Genomic DNA, 16,213 nt, shown 5'->3' on the forward strand with positions numbered 1-16,213 from the left:
CGTTTGGCCCCCTCAATGTTGCAGTATCTGGCTGAGAAATTTCTGGCAGCGCTCGGATCGGGGGGCGCCAAAGAACTCCTCGGGGTTGCTCTGTTCGACAATCTGCCCCGCATCCATGAACACCATGTTGTCTGCCACTTTGCGTGCAAAGCCCATCTCATGGGTCACCACGACCATGGTCATGCCTTCTTGCGCAAGTGCCACCATCACATCAAGCACTTCGGAAATCATCTCGGGGTCCAGTGCCGACGTGGGTTCGTCAAACAGCAGGACCCGGGGTTCCATGCATAACGACCGCGCGATGGCGACGCGCTGCTGCTGTCCGCCGGACAGTTGGCCGGGGCGTTTTTTGGCCTGATCCGGGATGTGAACCCGTTCCAGATAATGCCTCGCCCGAGCCTCGGCGTCGGCACGCGACATTCCTCGTGACTTGATTGGGCCAAGGGTCAGGTTTTCCAGAACGCTCAGGTGCGGGAATAGATTGAACTGCTGAAACACCATTCCGACCTCGGACCGGATGGCCGTCACGGACTTGGGGTCATTCGTCAGTTCAATTCCATCAACACGGATGGTGCCTTTCTGGTGTTCTTCCAATCGGTTGATACAGCGCACCACGGTCGATTTGCCGGACCCCGAAGGGCCGCAGATCACAACCTTTTCGCCCGACTTGATGCTGAGATTGATGTCCTTCAAAACATGGAAATCGCCGTACCATTTATTGACATTCACAAGTTCGATTGCCGTTTCGCTCACTGGCCGGGCTCCCTTGGTATGAAGTTTTCCTGGGAAGAAATATTTTTCTTGAGGTTATCGTTGCACTTGACGTTAAATCAAGCATCAAAAATGCTAGTATACAACGGCAATCAATGAACAACCAACGGGAGCACTCAGATGAAAAACCTACTCAGGACGGCCGCTGCGGCAGCCATCGGACTGGCCCTTGCCGGGGCCGCACAGGCCCAGTCAGCGCTGAACGAAATCCTTGATGGCGGTGTCCTGAAGGTTGGCACAACCGGTGACTGGAACCCGATGACCCTGCGCGACCCTGCGACCAACAGCTACAAAGGGTATGACATCGACATCATGACCGAGCTGGCCAACGACCTGGGGGTCGAGGTCGAGTTTGTTCCGACCGACTGGAAAACGCTGGTCAACGGCGTGGTCTCGGGCAAATACCACATGACCGGTTCGGCTTCGATCTCGCCGCCGCGCATGAAAGTTGCGGGTTTCTCGGAAAGCTACATCTCGGTCGAACTCTATCCTTTCACGACCAAGGACAAGGCCGACCGTTTCAGCGGCTACGACTCGATCAACCAGCCTGACGTCAAGGTTGCAACAACCCTTGGCACCACATTCGAAAAACGCGCGCGCGAATGGTTCCCGAACGCGGATATCAAGGTGGTCGAGGCCCCTGCCCGCGGATTTCAGGAGGTTCTGGCCGGACGTGCCGACGTCTTTATCACGTCAAACATCGAAGGCGCGACGCTGGAAGCCAAATTTCCGGTTGTCCCCGTTGCAGGCGCCGAGGCCCGTTCTCCTTCGCCCATCGCCATGCTGCTGCCACAGGACGATCAGGTGTGGATCAATTACGTGAACAACTGGATCAAAGTGAAAAAGGCGCAGGGGTTCTTTGAGGCCAACAAGGAAAAATGGGGGCTTTGATCCCCATATTTAGAACCGTCCGCTCCGGCCGGAGCGGACGGTCTAGCCAGGCACTGCTTTGGCCAGAAGCGAAATAAAACTGACCTTGTCGGTCTTAAGCTCAACCGCCCCATGGGTCGTACTGGAATCATAACTCAGACTGTCGCCGGGGCGCATGTGGTACAAGCCTTCGCCGCACCGAAAGATCATTTCGCCCTCGGTTACATGCACAAACTCTGCCCCTTCATGCTGATAAAGCGGGCCCGGCGGCAAGGGGCCTTCAAGCGTGACAAGAAAGCTCTCAAAGCTCACGTGGCTGGCTTCGGCACGTCCGATCAGTTTGAACGCATGCCCAAAATCGCTACCCATACGCTGAACCGTCATGCCCTCGCCGGCGGCCACAAAGGATACATCCGTCACTTCGGCAGTTCCGGCGAAGAAATTGATCAGCGGAACGCCCGTGGCCTTCGCCAACGCCTCAAGCGAATTCAGCGAAGCGGATACCTGTCCCCGCTCGATCTTGGAAATCATCGCTGGCGAGACATTGGCGCGCGCCGACAGTTCAGCGATCGTCAGGCCGGCCAGAACCCTATGGGCTTTGACCGCTGCGCCGATTACCTGATCCAGCCGGGGCTTTTCCCCTTCGATGGGTGCGGAATCTTCCATGCACGCAGCGTAACGCCCCGGTACAAAAAGGGAAAGCGCGCGTAACCGTAAGGACACCTGATGCAACTGGAACACATGACCTGGTACGAAGTTGACGACCGCCTTGGCAATGGCTGCGCGGTGATGCTTCCTATCGGCTCGACCGAACAGCACGGGCCGATCGGGCGGATCGGGACCGACACGATCTGTGCCCGGGCCGTCGCGCTACGCGCCGCTGATCTGTGTGACGCGATCGTGGCACCCGCCCTGGCCTACACGCCCGCACCTTTCAACGCTGCCTTTCCCGGCACGGTTTCCGTTTCCCCGGATGTGTTCACTCTTTATGCAAAGGAAATCATTGAAGGCCTTTTGGCGCAGGGCTTTTCTGGCATCTTCATCGTTAACGGCCATGGTGCGAACATTGCACCCCTGCGGGCCATAAGCGCCGACCTGCCCCCGAACGCCTTGATCACCCGCAGCTGGTGGGAACCTGAACCCGTCAACGCATTGCGGCGTACGCTATACGGAGAATGGGAAGGGATGCACGCCACCCCGTCCGAAGTTGCCATCACGCAATCCTTGTTGGGCGTCATAACCGACGAACGCGCCGGAGAGCCGCCGCAAAAGCTGACCCCTCAATACCTGCGTGATCACAGCGGAGACCGTCACGGGCCGCCGGATGAACACCGCGCAGAATTCCCAGACGGGCGGGTCGGATCCCATTCTGCTTTGGCCACGCCCACAGACGGAGCCCGACTGCTGGAGATGGCGGCTCAAGCCATCTCACGGGAGTTTCTTGATTTTCAACAGGCAAGGAGGCAAAGTTGACAACACTTGGTGCCAGATTTTTAGCTGTACTAAAATAAATTTTGATCTTCCCCGCATTCTTCTGTTCAATGGTCAGAACAAATGGAATGCAGGAGAGACTGGATGCAAGCTCCGACAACGCGGGCAAAAACCAAGGGGCAGCCGACCGAATTGGGTCAGGCGATCCGGCGACGCCGCAAGGCGATGGGGCTGACGCTGGATCAGGTGGCCAAGAAGGCCGATCTGACGACGGGGTTTCTGTCTCAGGTCGAGCGTGGGCTCAGCTCTCCCTCCTTAACCTCTCTCATGGCAATTGCTGCGGCTTTGCAAACAACCATCGAACAACTGCTGAGCGTTCCACAGGTCTTTTCCGAGTTTGTCGCCAAGGAGAGCAGACAGACCTATTCCCTTGGCTTGCGCGGGCGGTTTTACGAGAAACTCGGGCCGGGATTTCTGGGCGCTCTGTTCCACCCGCAGATCGTTCATCGCCCGCCGGGGCACGTATCGGAACGTATGTGCCACAGCGGTGAAGCCTTTTGCTATCTGCAAGCCGGTCAACTGGAATACCATCTGGGTGATCGTGTTTTCATCATGTCACCCGGCGATGTGGTTCATCACGACACATCGACGCCGCACTATTCCGTTGTCCTGGGCGAAACCGAGGCCGTCGAACTGTGGGTTACAACCTCTCCGATCAAGGATTCCGCGCCACCAGACAGCGGTTAGGACTGCGAAAAACTCAGTCCCGGAATGCCGCGCTCTAAAAAAGTTTCAACTTTTACTAAAAAAAACTTTAGTAAAACTAAGAATCGCTTAATGTCCCTCCGCAGGAGCAAGAAGATTTGCGGGAGGAGAAGAAGATGAAGCTGAAGACACTATTGGGCGCCACGGTCGCCGCGACGCTTGCGCTGCCCGTTCTGGCGCAAGAACGCGGGGGCACATTGAACTTTGCCCGCTATGACGGATCGCGCCTTATCGATCCGATCTACGCGGACCGCAACCCCGATATCTGGATGGTTGGCAGCCTGTTCGACACGCTTTTGCGCAGCAGCCCCGATGGCAACTCGGTCGAACCCGGGCTTGCAGAAGACTATGCAGTGTCAGAGGACGGCAAGACCGTATCCCTGACCCTGCGAGAAGGTATCCAGTTCGCTGACGGCTCGCCCATGTCGGGCGCGGATGTGGTCTTTTCGCTGGATCGCGCCCGCAACCCTGACCTGAGCCCATGGGCTGGTCTACTGGGGTCGATTGACGCGGTGTCCGCGGATGGAAACGCGATCACCATCGCTTTGAAAGACCCCGATCCCACCCTGTTGTCGATGTTGGCCACATTCAACACCGCCATCGTTTCGAAAGCCGCATTCGACGCAGCCGCAGGTGAAACGGATCAGGACAAATCCGCTGCCATTTTTGCGGCCACAAGCGCAGGCGTCGGCTCCGGCCCGTTCTATTTGTGCGGCTTTGAACAAGGGGCCAGCATGGATTTCTGCGCCAACGAGCATTACTGGCGCATGGGCGCGGATGGCAAAGCCCTGCCCTATCTGGACGGCGTCCATTTCGAGATCGTTCCCGATGATGCAACCCGCATTCTACGCCTCCAGGCGGGAGAGGTTGATGCAGCCGAGTTCATCCCGTTCAGCCGCGTGGCCGAGCTTGCGGCCGATCCGAACATCAACATGCAGCTGTATCCGTCAACACGGATCATCTATTCGCCGATCAACACCCGTGAGACACGCGCCGACGGTTCCCCCAACCCGCTGGCAGACCCCCGCGTGCGGCAGGCGCTGAACTATGGAACCAACAAGGATGCTCTGATCGGTGTGGTTCTGCACGGTGCGGGCCAACCCATGAGCTCACCGCTGATGGCCAAAGCAACGCAATATGCGGCCGATCTGAGCCCGCTCTATAGCTATGATCTTGAAAAAGCCAAAGGGTTGATCGCGGATGCCGGGGTCGCGGACGGCACGCAGGTGACTCTGACCACGCTGGCCGGATCCGCCGATGACGCAACAATTTTCGCCGCGCTTCAGCAAATGTGGGGCGAGTTGGGAATTGATCTGGTGGTCGAACAGGTCGACGGCGCCACGCGCGGGGCCAAGAACCGCTCGGGTGAGTTTGACATTCACACATGGCTGGGTCAACGATGTGAACGATCCCAGCCAGGTTGTCGGCTGGCTGGGCTACACACCGACTGCCAAGGCTGTCGGCACCGGTTGGGAGAACGCAGAGTTCAACACCCTGTTCGAAGAGGCCGCCAAAGACATGGACCCGGACTCTCGAAAGGCCAAGTTCGACCGCATGCAGGCACTTTATGCCGAGGCAGCCCCCTTGCTGTTCATGTATGAAACACCTTTCGCTGTCGCGCTGGGGACGGCGGTCGAGGGCTATGTTCAGACCCCGCTTGGCAATAACATCTTCGATGAAGCCACAGTCAGCCGCTAAGAGCTGATCCCTTGCCTCGCCGCACCCTGCGGCGGGGCCCTTTGCGGAGCGTCGAATTGTCCAGCCTGTCCTACATCTTCAAACGGCTTTTGCTGATGATCCCGACCTTCTTTCTGGTCATGATCATCATATTCATGCTGGTGCGCCTGTTGCCCGGTGATCCGGCCATCGCCATGGCCGGGGACCGCGCATCTGACGCCGATATTGCTGCAATCCGGGAAAGACTGGGTCTGACGGAGCCGATGCCAGTGCAATTCTGGCTGTTTCTGACCAATACTCTGCAGGGCGATCTGGGCCGTTCGATCCTGATGCGGACGGATGTCGTGGGCGTCATTGCCGATCGATTGCCGATCACGGTTTTCCTGACGATTTACTCGGTTGTGCTATCCCTGATCATCGCTGGTCCGCTGGCCTTTGTCGCGGCGCTCAATCGCGGCCGCTGGCCCGATGCGGTGATCCGCACTGTGTTCCAGATCGGCCTGTCGATGCCGGTGTTTTACATCGGACTGGTTCTGCTGACCTTTTTGGCGGCGCAGTTGCGCCTGTTCCCGGTGGGTGGTTATGGCGACACGTTTGGTGAGCGTCTCTATCACCTGTTTCTGCCTTCGGTGACCGTGGCGCTTTATACTTCGGCCATCATCATGCGGAACTTGCGCAGCGCGATTATCGAGGTTCTGGATGCCGAGTATGTCCAGTTCGCCCGCGCCAAGGGTCTGCCGCCGCGCCTGATCCTTGGCCGTCACGTGTTGCGCAACGCGCTGATCTCCACGGTCACCCTGCTGGGCCTGTCCATCGGCAATCTGATGAGCGGAACGCTGGTTACCGAGACTGTCTTTGCGGTGCCCGGAATGGGACGGCTGATGCTGGAAGCGATCTTTGCGCGCGACTACCCGCTGATACAGGGGCTGACCCTGACCTTCGCGCTTCTGGTTTCGCTGGTCTTTCTGATGACGGACCTGTTCCAAAGCCGCCTGGACCCAAGGATGCGCCTGCAATGAGTGACGTGCCTTTCACAGCCGACCGCCCATCCCTTGCCCGCGCCGCCTTGCGCAAGCCGGGTTTTGTGGCCGGTTTGCTGATCATCGGGTTATCGACCCTGCTGGCCATCTTTCCCGGAGCGTTTGCTCCTTACGATCCAAATGCAATTGACTATCTGGCGGTGCGTCAGCCGCCATCATGGGAGCACCCGTTCGGCACCGACCTGCTAGGCCGTGACAGCTTGTCCCGCGTGATCTGGGCTTATCAGGTCAATATGCAAATGGCGATCTTCGGCACAGTTTTTGCTCTGGTGACGGGTGTCATCATCGGAGCTCTGGTCGGATATTACCGGGGCATTGCCGATCTGATCTTCGGACGGATCGTCGATGCGGTCATCACATTTCCATTTCTGGTGCTGGTGATCGCGGTAGTCGCCGTTTTGGGGCCGGGCCTTATCAACATGTATATCGCCATATCAGTGGTCTACTGGGTCTATTACGCGCGTCTGATGCGAGCCGAGGTGATCGCGCAGATGGGCAATGACTATGCGGCCGCCGGGGTCGTCATGGGCTATTCCGACCGGCGCATCATCTTCCGTCACCTGCTGCCCAATGCCATCACCCCGGTCATTGTCTACTGGATGACTGACATGGCGCTGGTGATCTTGCTGGGTTCGTCGCTGGGCTATCTTGGGTTGGGCGCGCAGCCACCGCAGGCGGAATGGGGCGTGCTGATCGCCGAGGGGCGCAATTTCATCTCGACCGCATGGTGGCTCAGCCTGATGCCCGGTTTGGCAATCGTTTTGACGGGCCTTGGCTTTTCGCTGCTGGGCGATGGGCTGGCCGATCTGCTGAGACCACGGGGATAAGAGATGACTGAACGAACTCCCATCCTCGAGGTTCAGGGGCTTAACACCACTTTCCACCGCAACGGCCGGGAACTGCCGGCCCTGCGCGACGTCAGCTTCAGCGTGGCTCGTGGCGAGGTTCTGGGGCTGGTCGGTGAAAGCGGTTCGGGCAAAAGCGTCACCCTGCGCTCGATCATCGGACTGGCGCGGCGTTATGGCGATGTCAGCGGGCAGGTCCGCTGGCAGGGCCGCGATCTGGTGCCGCTGCCGGACCGCGCTCTGCGGCAGGTCCAGGGGCGCGAGATCGCGATGATCTTTCAGGAACCCATGACCTCGCTGAACCCATTGCTGACAGTGGGTCTGCAACTGGAGGAGACATTGCGCGCACATACGGATCTGTCCGGAAAAGCCCGGCGCGACCGGGCGGTCGAGATGCTGGATCTGGTCGGTATCCCCTCGGCGGCGCAAAGGCTCAGGGATTACCCGCACCAGTTCTCCGGTGGTATGCGCCAACGGGTCATGATCGCAATCGCACTGGCCGCCAACCCCAGGTTGCTGCTGGCGGATGAGCCGACTACGGCGCTGGATGTGACCATTCAGGCGCAGATCCTCGATCTGATTCTGCGTCTGGCGGACGAGATTGAAATGGGCGTCGTCCTTGTCACTCATGATCTGGGCGTGGTCGCCCAAACCTGTGACAACGTGGCGGTTATTTATGCAGGCCGGATCGTCGAACAGGGGCCGGTTCGGGATGTGCTGCGCGAACCCCGCCATCCTTACACAGTTGGCCTGATGCGCTCGGTTCCGGAAAATCTTACACCTCGGACGCCGCTTTATTCCGTGCCGGGTGTTCCTCCATCTCTGGACGCGCTTCCGCAGGGATGCGCCTTTGCGCCACGCTGCGAGGCCTGCATCCAGCCCTGCCAGCAGGACCGCCCGGTTCTGTCGGTGATCGCGGACAGCAGGCAGGTGGCCTGCTTCAACCCTGTGACCAAGGCCGAAGGAAACGCCGCATGAACAATGCCGTGATCGAAATACGCGACCTGCATCAGCGGTTTGCCCTGGGTCGCAGCCTTTCTGATCTTGCCACCGGCCGGCCGGGTCGCGTGGTGCGGGCGCTGAATGGCGTCAGCCTGGATCTTATCCGGGGTGAAACGCTTGGCGTCGTCGGCGAATCCGGTTGCGGGAAATCCACGCTGGCCCGCTGCATCGTTCGATTGCATAGCCCCAGTGACGGGACGATCCGTTTCGAGGGGCAGGATATCTTCGAAGATGCAGGCGGCGACCGCAGTTACAACCGGCGCGTTCAGATGATGTTCCAGGACCCCTATTCCTCGCTGAACCCACGCATGACAACGGGCCAGATTCTGTCCGAGGCGTTGGCGGTCCACGACATGCGCACCAAAGCGAACATCCCCGCCCGTGTCGCGGAACTGCTGGACCTTGTGCGTCTGCCTCAGGACGCTCAGCACAAACTGCCGCACGAGTTTTCCGGTGGCCAGCGACAGCGCATCGCCATTGCCCGCGCACTGGCGGTCGAGCCCGAAGTGCTGATTGCGGATGAACTGGTTTCGGCGCTGGATGTGTCGGTGCAGGCGCAGGTGGTCAACCTGCTGCTGGAGCTGCAGCAAAAACTGGGCCTGACCATCCTGTTTGTGGCTCACGACCTGCGACTGGTGCGGCATGTGTCAAATCGCGTGGCGGTGATCTATCTGGGCCGGATCGTCGAAATCGGCGATAGCGAGACATTGTTCTCCGCCCCTGCCCATCCCTACAGTCAGGCGCTTTTGTCTGCCGCGCCATCCCTGAACCCGGATGATCGGGGCAAGGCCATCCCGCTTGAAGGAGAGTTGCCCTCGCCCCTGAACATGCCATCGGGCTGCCCGTTCCATGTCCGCTGTCGCCACGCATCCGAGATTTGCAGGACCGATACTCCTGCCCTGATGCCGTTCGAAAATCGCGGCCGGGTCGCCTGCCACCACGTCAAAGAGATCAACGCCCATGCCTGACCGCGCTCGGATCGTTTTAGCCCTGCGCGACGAGATGCGCACCCGTGGTCTTAATGCATTTGTTCTGCCCCGCTACGATGCGCATCAGGCCGAATACGTCGCGCCGCATGACGAACGGCTGGCCTATGTGACCGGCTTCACCGGTACTGCCGGACTGGCCATCGTGACAGGTGACACTGTCGCCATGTTTGTTGATGGACGATATGTGGTTCAGGCTGCCAATCAATGCCCGGAACCTTTGTTCTCGCATCACCATCTGCACGACGAGCCGCCTGAATTCTGGCTGGCCACCGTTGCCGAACAGGGCTGGTCCGTCGGGTTTGACGCCATGCACCTGCCGCCCGTTTTGCATGACCGCTTCACGGATGCGCTGAATGGATCGCGCGCCCGTTTTGTCGCCGTTGAAGACAACCCTGTTGACGCGATCTGGCCCAATCAGCCCGCGCCGCCCAACGGCATCATCTCTGCCTTTCCGACACAATCACGGGTGTAGGCGCGGATGAAAAGATCTCTCAGCTTGTCGCAACCCTGCAAAGCGGCGAGGTCGATCTGCTGGTGGAAACACAGCCGGACAACATAGCATGGCTTCTCAATGTGCGCGGTTCGGATGTGGCTTATTGTCCGGTTCCACAGTCTTTTTTGTTGGCGCGTTCATCGGGTCAGGTTGACTGGTTCGTCGAAACCAAAAAATTCAGCCCAGAAATCTGCGATCATCTGCCCGACACCGTGACGCTGCATCCGCCAGCAGCATTTCTACCGACCCTTTCGGAGTTGTCGGGTCGTGGCGCGTGCGTGCAATGCGATGCCGAATTTTCCCCGGCTGCGGTGCGTCTGGCCCTCGACCGGTCATCTGCGCAAGGTCGAGCGGCCAGCAGTCCGCTGACGCTTTTCAAGGCCCGGAAAAATCCGGTCGAAATAGAAGGCCTGCGTGCCTGTCACCTTCAAGATGCCATCGCTTGGACCGAGTTCTGTGGTTGGCTAAATGCTGAAATCCCGGCGCGAGCCACTCTCAACAGACAAGTGACCGAGCTTGAAGCAAAAGACAAAATTCAGTCCTGCCGCCGCGACCGTGCCGGGTATCTTGAGGAAAGCTTCAATACCATTTCGGCCGCGGGTGCGAATGCTGCCATGTGCCATTACGCGACCATTCCGGAGGATGCGGCAACAATTGACCCTGAAGGGACATATCTGCTGGATTCCGGCGGCCAGTATGAGACCGGCACAACCGACGCCACCCGCAGCTTTGCCTTCGGAAAGGTCAGGCCGGATGGGTATGACCGCGCCTATACCGCCGTGTTTAAAGCGTTCCACGCCCTTGCAACACTGCGGTTTCCACCCGGCACACAGGGCCACCACATCGACGCCATCTGCCGCCGCCCTTTGTGGGATCTGGGGTTGGACTATGATCACGGAACCGGACATGGCATCGGGCATCGCCTTTCCGTACACGAACACCCGCAGCGTATAGGCAAGCCATACAACCCGGTGGATCTTGTGCCGGGTATGATCCTGTCCATCGAGCCGGGGTTTTATGAGATGGGCCGGTTTGGCATCCGTATCGAAAACCTGTTCGAGATCGTCGAAGAGGACGATGGCTTCATGGCGTTTTCCAACCTCACATGGATACCGATCCAGACTGATATGCTGCTTGCTGACAAGTTGTCCCAAGCGGAACAAAGCTGGCTGAACGCATACAACGCCGAGGTCCTGCGCCGGATCGGTTCGCAGCTATCACCCGCCGGGCGTGCATGGGCCGAGAGAGCCTGCGCAGCCATTGCTTGACGGGTTGTTCAGTACCTCGCAACGGTTCCAAATATTCCGGAATGGAACTTGTGCACAGGGCCCCGGCTCAAAACGGGTCGAAGCCATGTAAGAAACTTGCATGATGGGAAGACAAAGTTCAGGCTTAATCAGCGAAGTGACAGGACAGTCCGGTCATTTGTCCATCGGGTCGCTTTCAGCATATTCCAGAAGAGAAGTGACATCTGAAATCCGCGCGTGGTTGCGATCGATGACGACTCCGGTTGCCTTGAGGCGCGAAAATGCGCGGCTCAGGCTTTCGGGCTTCATTCCAAGGCGTCCGGCGATCAGCATCTTGTCATAGGGCAGCACCACCTCGCAGGCACCGCTGTCGCGATCGCAAAGACCCAGCAGGAATTTTGCCACCCTCTGTGCCCCGGTTTGCGCCTTCAGTTGCTCCAACTGCGCCACCAGTGAATGCAGGTGAGTAAACGTTGCCGCCAGTATCGAGATACCGATTTCGGGGTCTTCCTTCATCAGAGATATCAGCACAGGGATCGGGATATGCATCACCTGACAACGCGACACGGCCTCGGCCGAGACCGGATAGGGCATATTGCGCAACGCCACCGCCTCGCCAAAGCTTTCGCCCTTGGTGAACACGCTGACCACTGCCTCGGCACCGGACGGAGACATCCGGAACAGTTTGATCCACCCAGCCAGAACCACGTGAACGGCCTGAGCCGTCTCTTCCTGCAGAAAGATGGTTTCCCCACGGTCGTATTCGCGCCAGATGGCTTGGCTCAGTAACGTATCTACATGTTGCTCTGGCAAGCTCCTGAGCAGCAAAGACTGCCGGGCAACTGCCTTTTCGGCTTCATGGGCCACGAATATTCCCCTTTTTCAGGCCGGGTCTCCGACCGGTATTTTCCTTGCTTTATGGCTATGCCAAAGCCATCGCCCAGGCACCAGCCCTTTCCCGCCCACCAACTTGACTATTGTCATGTCACGCCTCGGCCGCAGCGATTAACCTCGCTGCAAAGCCAGCAATCCGGGGAGCACACACCATGGACTACGAGCGATTTTTCAGTCAAAGCCTCGACGCATTGCGGGATGAGGGAAACTACAGGGTTTTCATCGATTTGCAACGCCACCGCGGCGCTTTTCCAAATGCGCGGCAAACCGATGGCGATATCCAGCGCGATGTGCGGATCTGGTGCTCGAACGACTATCTGGGCATGGGTCAGCATCCGGATGTGATCAACGCGATGCAAAATGCGTTGAATCGCTGCGGCGCAGGTGCGGGTGGAACGCGCAACATTTCCGGCACAACCCACGATCATGTGTTGCTCGAGGCGGAACTGGCTGACCTGCACGGGAAAGAAGCCGCGCTGCTGTTTACGTCCGGTTACGTTTCGAACTGGGCCGCGCTTGGTACACTTGCGGCGAAAATTCCTGGTCTGATCGTGTTCTCCGACGCGCTGAATCATGCCTCGATGATCGAAGGCATTCGCCACTCACGGGCGCAAAAGGTGATCTGGAAACACAACGACCTTGCCGATCTCGAGGCCAAACTGGCCGCCGCTGATCCGGATGCACCCAAGATGATCGCCTTTGAATCCGTTTACTCAATGGACGGGGATATCGCCCCGATCAAAGAGATCTGCGACCTGGCCGACAAATACGGGGCGATGACTTACCTGGATGAAGTTCACGCCGTTGGTCTCTATGGTCCACGTGGCGGCGGCATCGCCGAACGTGAAGGGCTGATGGACCGCCTGACCGTCATCGAAGGCACGCTTGGCAAAGCGTTCGGAGTAGTGGGCGGTTATATCGCGGCGTCGGTCGCCTTGTGCGATTTCGTGCGCAGCTTCGCCAGCGGGTTCATCTTTACGACCGCCCTGCCGCCGGCGATTGCAGCCGGGGCAGCGGCATCAATTCGGCATCTGAAACAGTCGAACGCCGAGCGCGGTTTGCAGAAGGCTCGTGTGGAACAGGTCCGGGCCAGACTGGATGCCGAAGGCATCCCGCATCTTTCCAACCCCAGTCACATCATTCCGGTGATGGTGGGTGATCCGGTGAAATGCAAATTCATTTCGGACACGCTGCTGGAAGAATTCGGCATTTATATCCAGCCGATCAACTACCCGACCGTTCCCAAAGGCACTGAACGTCTTCGGATCACGCCGTCGCCCGTCCATACTGACGCGGATATCGATCATCTTGTCGGCGCACTGTCCGCGCTGTGGCAACGCTGTCAGATTGCCCGGCGGCCGATGGCCGCGCAGTGATACCGGCTTGAAAATTGTATAAAATGGCCGCCCTTTCGGGCGGCTTTTTCTATCATACCAGGTAGAGGCCAAAAACCGTGACTGAAAACCCGGTCAGTACCAGTGTAAAGCCTCGTAGCCAGCCAGCGCTGTCCGTCAGGTCGAGGTAGCGCGCGAGGATGAGGCGCGCCTTGAGCAACGCCAAAAGCAGGATTCCACCCCCTATTGTCGCAGGCGCTGCAGGCAGCAGGGTCAGAAGCGCGGATGCCAGGCTGAGCGCCAGTAGTCCAAGCCAGGCCTTTGTTAGCGGGTTCGGGAGCCTCCGGCGGGAGTATTTGGGAAAAGATGAAGAGGCGGCCATGATGTTCATCCCAGCAGGTAGATGACCGGGAACAGCATGATCCAAACCAGGTCGACCATGTGCCAGAACTGGGCGCCTGCCTCGACATTTCGGGGGTCATCCCGCCAGGCGACCAGCAGGAGGATGAAGGTTCCGGCCAGCACATGTGCGGCGTGAAATCCAGTCAGCATATAGTAGAAGAGAAAGAACGGATGGGTTTCGTAGCTGATACCCTGCGCTGCTTTGTCGGCATATTCCACCCCTTTGATGACAAGGAAAACCAGTCCCAGCAGGGACGCACCCAACAGTGCCAATCTGGCGGTATTCCGGCGGGCATCCCGCCGCCAGCGCAGTGCCTGTGCGGCCAGATAGCCAGACGTGACAAGAACGATGGTGTTCAATGCAGCTCCGGTGCGGTGAAGATGCGACTGGGCTTCGGCAAATCCTGCCGGGTCAGTCAGACGCACGCCCATGAAGGCGATCAGCCCTGCCCCGAACACCAGCAGTTCACTGATGATCAGCACCCACATCAGCAATTCGCCGGGCAGTTCGTCGATCAGGGTGGCGTCGCTCATGCGCCGACCAGTTGTCGATAAATTTGCGGCAGGGCCATTGTCAGCCGGTGCGGGTCCGGGATGACGGCAAAGCCACCCTGCCCGAACATGCGCGGGAACCAGCTTTTGCCGGTCTTGTCGATGGTGACGCCAAAGACCGAATGACCGGCACGGCGGGCTTCGCGCACAGCCATGCAGGTATCCTCGATACCGTGTCGGCCCTCGTAATGGTCCAGGTCGTTGGGTTTGCCATCGGTGATGACCAGCAGCAGGCGGCGCTTGCGAGATTGCGCGGCAAGGTCGGCGGAACAGTGGCGAATTGCGGCCCCGAGCCGGGTGTAGTGCCCCGGTCGCAGCGAAGCGATACGTTGCTCGACCTTCGGCCCCATGGGTTCGTCAAATCGTTTGCAACGCTGAACGTATACGCGTTCGCGTTTTAGCGAACTGAAGGCGTGGATGGCGAAATCGTCGCCGCACGCATTCAGGCCCCAGGCCAGCGCCGCCAGCGCCTCGCGTTCTATGTCGATCACAGCGCGGCCGGTGACGGCGCTTTCGGTTGAGCGGCTGACATCCAGCAGGATCGACACCGCCAGATCGCGGGCCTCGGGGCGGGATTGCATCCAGACGCGTTCGTTGCTTTCCCCGCTTGCGAGTCGGTCGGTAGCAGCCCGCACGGCGGCTTCGATGTCGAGTTGATCACCGTCCAGATGACCTCTGGTCATGACCCGACCGGGACGCAGGGCTTCGAACTGGCGTTTGACGGCACGAATGCGGCGGGCCGTGGCGGGGTCCTTGCCGAACTCGGCTGCATCCTCGCGGATATCGGCGTCGGACAGCAGAACGTTGACGTGGTCGGGCAGGTATTGACCGGTGCGCACGTCCCATTCAGGATAGAGGATGCGGCCTGACAGGCGTTCTCGGTTCACGTCTTCTGGCGCGAGATCGAGGTGGAGTTTTAACTTGGTCGGCGGCGCCTTGGAGATCTGACCAAGGCCGATCTCCTCCTGATCGTCGGCCGCTTTCTTCGCGTTGTCGGGGTCATCATCGTCGATACGACGGTTGATGTTCAAAAACTCGGCCCAACTGAGTATTGCTTCGAACTTGTGCAGGATGAAACTGTCGCTGCGCGAAGCCTGGTCAGATTTTCGGCGCCGCGCGCGGTGGGTCTTTTCACCGGATTCTTCGGGTGGGCCTTCTGTATCCGGGTTTTCAACCTCGTTATGTTCGGAAAACCCGACGGCGCGCAACTCGGGCCACAGCGGGACCGGGCGGAAATGCTGATAGCAGCGCGGGGCGGCGAGATCGTCACCCAGTGCCAAAAGCTCTTGGGCTTGTGGTGACAGGGGCCTGGGGTCACCCAGCATGTTGCGGACAACCTCTTCGACCGCCGCCTCGAGCGGTGGCAGGCCGGGTATGTTCCGTTGATACAGAACGCCCTTGCAGAGTTCAGCGTACAGCGGGCGCAGACCGGGGGCATTTTCCAATGTCGCCTCGACCATGTGCCGGGCAGCGACCAGTGCGCGCAGGTCGCCGCGCAGAGGATCGTCTTCGTCAATTCTTGTTGCGGCATGGGCGGCAGTTGCGGCCAGCCAGACATAAAGCGCGCCGTTTGCTTCGCGCGCGGGGAATACGGCCAGCCGGTCCGGCAGGCGCAGTACTTCCCTGTCGAACGACGCGCGCGGCATCAGTTCGGTTTCGGTCGCCAGACGGCGGCGCCAGCCGAGACGGTGGCGCGAAACTTCAGGAGAGACCGGGCGCAATTCGACGCCCGGGCTGCCCCCCAGTCCCCGGAAGAGGACTGCCAGCCGCCCCGCGACCTCAGAGAGGTCGACCGCGGCTCCAACATGCACCTCAGGTGCATCGAGGCGGCTGGCAAGGGTGTGCCACAGTTTCCCGATCGTTTCTTCGGGTTCCCATGGCTCAAAGTCGATCTTGACCAT

17 protein-coding genes are annotated in these 16,213 nt (G+C 59.3%); 11 read left to right on the forward strand and 6 right to left on the reverse strand.

The annotated features are described in order from the left end of the window. Positions 1–12 precede the first annotated feature (12 nt). Positions 13–753: an amino acid ABC transporter ATP-binding protein gene (locus tag ACR0FE_RS21225; RefSeq protein WP_480915110.1), complete on the reverse strand. Its 741-nt coding sequence runs from the start codon at positions 751–753 to the stop codon at positions 13–15. A 138-nt stretch (positions 754–891) separates the two neighbouring features. Here ACR0FE_RS21225 and ACR0FE_RS21230 point away from each other — a divergent pair, with 138 nt between their 5' ends. Further along, positions 892–1,662 carry a transporter substrate-binding domain-containing protein gene (locus ACR0FE_RS21230; RefSeq protein ID WP_480915112.1) on the forward strand — a complete coding sequence of 257 codons (771 nt, stop codon included), beginning with the start codon at positions 892–894 and terminating at the stop codon, positions 1,660–1,662. Between the two features lie 42 nt (positions 1,663–1,704). On the opposite strand, the gene ACR0FE_RS21235 is transcribed toward ACR0FE_RS21230, so the two are convergent. Next, positions 1,705–2,307 (reverse strand): helix-turn-helix domain-containing protein, encoded by a 603-nt coding sequence (locus ACR0FE_RS21235; RefSeq protein ID WP_480915114.1) that lies wholly within the window; start codon positions 2,305–2,307, stop codon positions 1,705–1,707. Positions 2,308–2,367: 60 nt separating this feature from the next. On the opposite strand from ACR0FE_RS21235, the gene ACR0FE_RS21240 reads away from it, so the two are divergent. The 9 genes from ACR0FE_RS21240 (at position 2,368) to ACR0FE_RS21280 (ending at position 11,151) form a co-directional block, all read left to right on the forward strand. Continuing rightward, positions 2,368–3,114, forward strand: coding sequence for a creatininase family protein (locus ACR0FE_RS21240; protein ID WP_480915115.1), 747 nt, complete (start codon positions 2,368–2,370; stop codon positions 3,112–3,114). Positions 3,115–3,216: 102 nt separating this feature from the next. After that, entirely contained in the window at positions 3,217–3,819 is a 603-nt protein-coding gene (locus ACR0FE_RS21245) for a helix-turn-helix domain-containing protein (protein ID WP_480915117.1), read from the forward strand. A gap of 134 nt (positions 3,820–3,953) precedes the next feature. After that, complete coding sequence (locus tag ACR0FE_RS21250) at positions 3,954–5,438, forward strand: ABC transporter substrate-binding protein (protein ID WP_480915118.1); 1,485 nt, start codon at positions 3,954–3,956, stop codon at positions 5,436–5,438. A 153-nt stretch (positions 5,439–5,591) separates the two neighbouring features. Continuing rightward, positions 5,592–6,533, forward strand: a complete 942-nt coding sequence (locus ACR0FE_RS21255; RefSeq protein ID WP_170807990.1) for an ABC transporter permease — start codon at positions 5,592–5,594, stop codon at positions 6,531–6,533. Further along, positions 6,530–7,381: an ABC transporter permease gene (locus ACR0FE_RS21260; RefSeq protein ID WP_170807991.1), complete on the forward strand. Its 852-nt coding sequence runs from the start codon at positions 6,530–6,532 to the stop codon at positions 7,379–7,381. Before ACR0FE_RS21255 ends, ACR0FE_RS21260 begins: the two co-directional genes overlap by 4 nt. A gap of 3 nt (positions 7,382–7,384) precedes the next feature. After that, on the forward strand, positions 7,385–8,377 hold the full coding sequence (locus ACR0FE_RS21265; RefSeq protein WP_480915121.1) for an ABC transporter ATP-binding protein: 993 nt from the start codon (positions 7,385–7,387) through the stop codon (positions 8,375–8,377). Further along, positions 8,374–9,369, forward strand: coding sequence for an ABC transporter ATP-binding protein (locus ACR0FE_RS21270; RefSeq protein WP_480915123.1), 996 nt, complete (start codon positions 8,374–8,376; stop codon positions 9,367–9,369). The genes ACR0FE_RS21265 and ACR0FE_RS21270 overlap by 4 nt, the downstream gene beginning before the upstream one ends. Then, a complete protein-coding gene (locus tag ACR0FE_RS21275) occupies positions 9,362–9,862 on the forward strand; it encodes an aminopeptidase P family N-terminal domain-containing protein (RefSeq protein ID WP_480915125.1) in 501 nt (166 codons plus the stop codon). Before ACR0FE_RS21270 ends, ACR0FE_RS21275 begins: the two co-directional genes overlap by 8 nt. A gap of 14 nt (positions 9,863–9,876) precedes the next feature. After that, the gene (locus tag ACR0FE_RS21280) at positions 9,877–11,151 is read left to right on the forward strand and encodes an aminopeptidase family protein P (RefSeq protein WP_480915170.1); all 1,275 of its coding nucleotides are present in this window, start codon (positions 9,877–9,879) and stop codon (positions 11,149–11,151) included. Positions 11,152–11,304: 153 nt separating this feature from the next. On the opposite strand, the gene ACR0FE_RS21285 is transcribed toward ACR0FE_RS21280, so the two are convergent. Next, the gene (locus ACR0FE_RS21285) at positions 11,305–11,997 is read right to left on the reverse strand and encodes a Crp/Fnr family transcriptional regulator (protein WP_170613974.1); all 693 of its coding nucleotides are present in this window, start codon (positions 11,995–11,997) and stop codon (positions 11,305–11,307) included. A gap of 179 nt (positions 11,998–12,176) precedes the next feature. Here ACR0FE_RS21285 and hemA point away from each other — a divergent pair, with 179 nt between their 5' ends. Next, entirely contained in the window at positions 12,177–13,400 is a 1,224-nt protein-coding gene (gene hemA / locus ACR0FE_RS21290; protein ID WP_480915127.1) for a 5-aminolevulinate synthase, read from the forward strand. A 52-nt stretch (positions 13,401–13,452) separates the two neighbouring features. Here the strand turns inward: hemA and ACR0FE_RS21295 are convergent, their stop codons facing one another. Genes ACR0FE_RS21295 through ACR0FE_RS21305 form a run of 3 tightly spaced genes read right to left on the reverse strand, consistent with a single transcriptional unit; the run spans position 13,453 to position 16,213 of the window. After that, a complete protein-coding gene (locus ACR0FE_RS21295; RefSeq protein WP_480813150.1) occupies positions 13,453–13,740 on the reverse strand; it encodes a cytochrome C oxidase subunit IV family protein in 288 nt (95 codons plus the stop codon). 5 nt (positions 13,741–13,745) lie between these two features. After that, positions 13,746–14,294 carry a cytochrome c oxidase subunit 3 gene (locus ACR0FE_RS21300; RefSeq protein ID WP_480915129.1) on the reverse strand — a complete coding sequence of 183 codons (549 nt, stop codon included), beginning with the start codon at positions 14,292–14,294 and terminating at the stop codon, positions 13,746–13,748. After that, on the reverse strand, positions 14,291–16,213 hold the full coding sequence (locus tag ACR0FE_RS21305) for a nitric oxide reductase activation protein NorD (RefSeq protein WP_480915130.1): 1,923 nt from the start codon (positions 16,211–16,213) through the stop codon (positions 14,291–14,293). The genes ACR0FE_RS21300 and ACR0FE_RS21305 overlap by 4 nt, the downstream gene beginning before the upstream one ends.

The sequence above is a fragment of the Ruegeria sp. K7 genome (genome assembly GCF_056531785.1).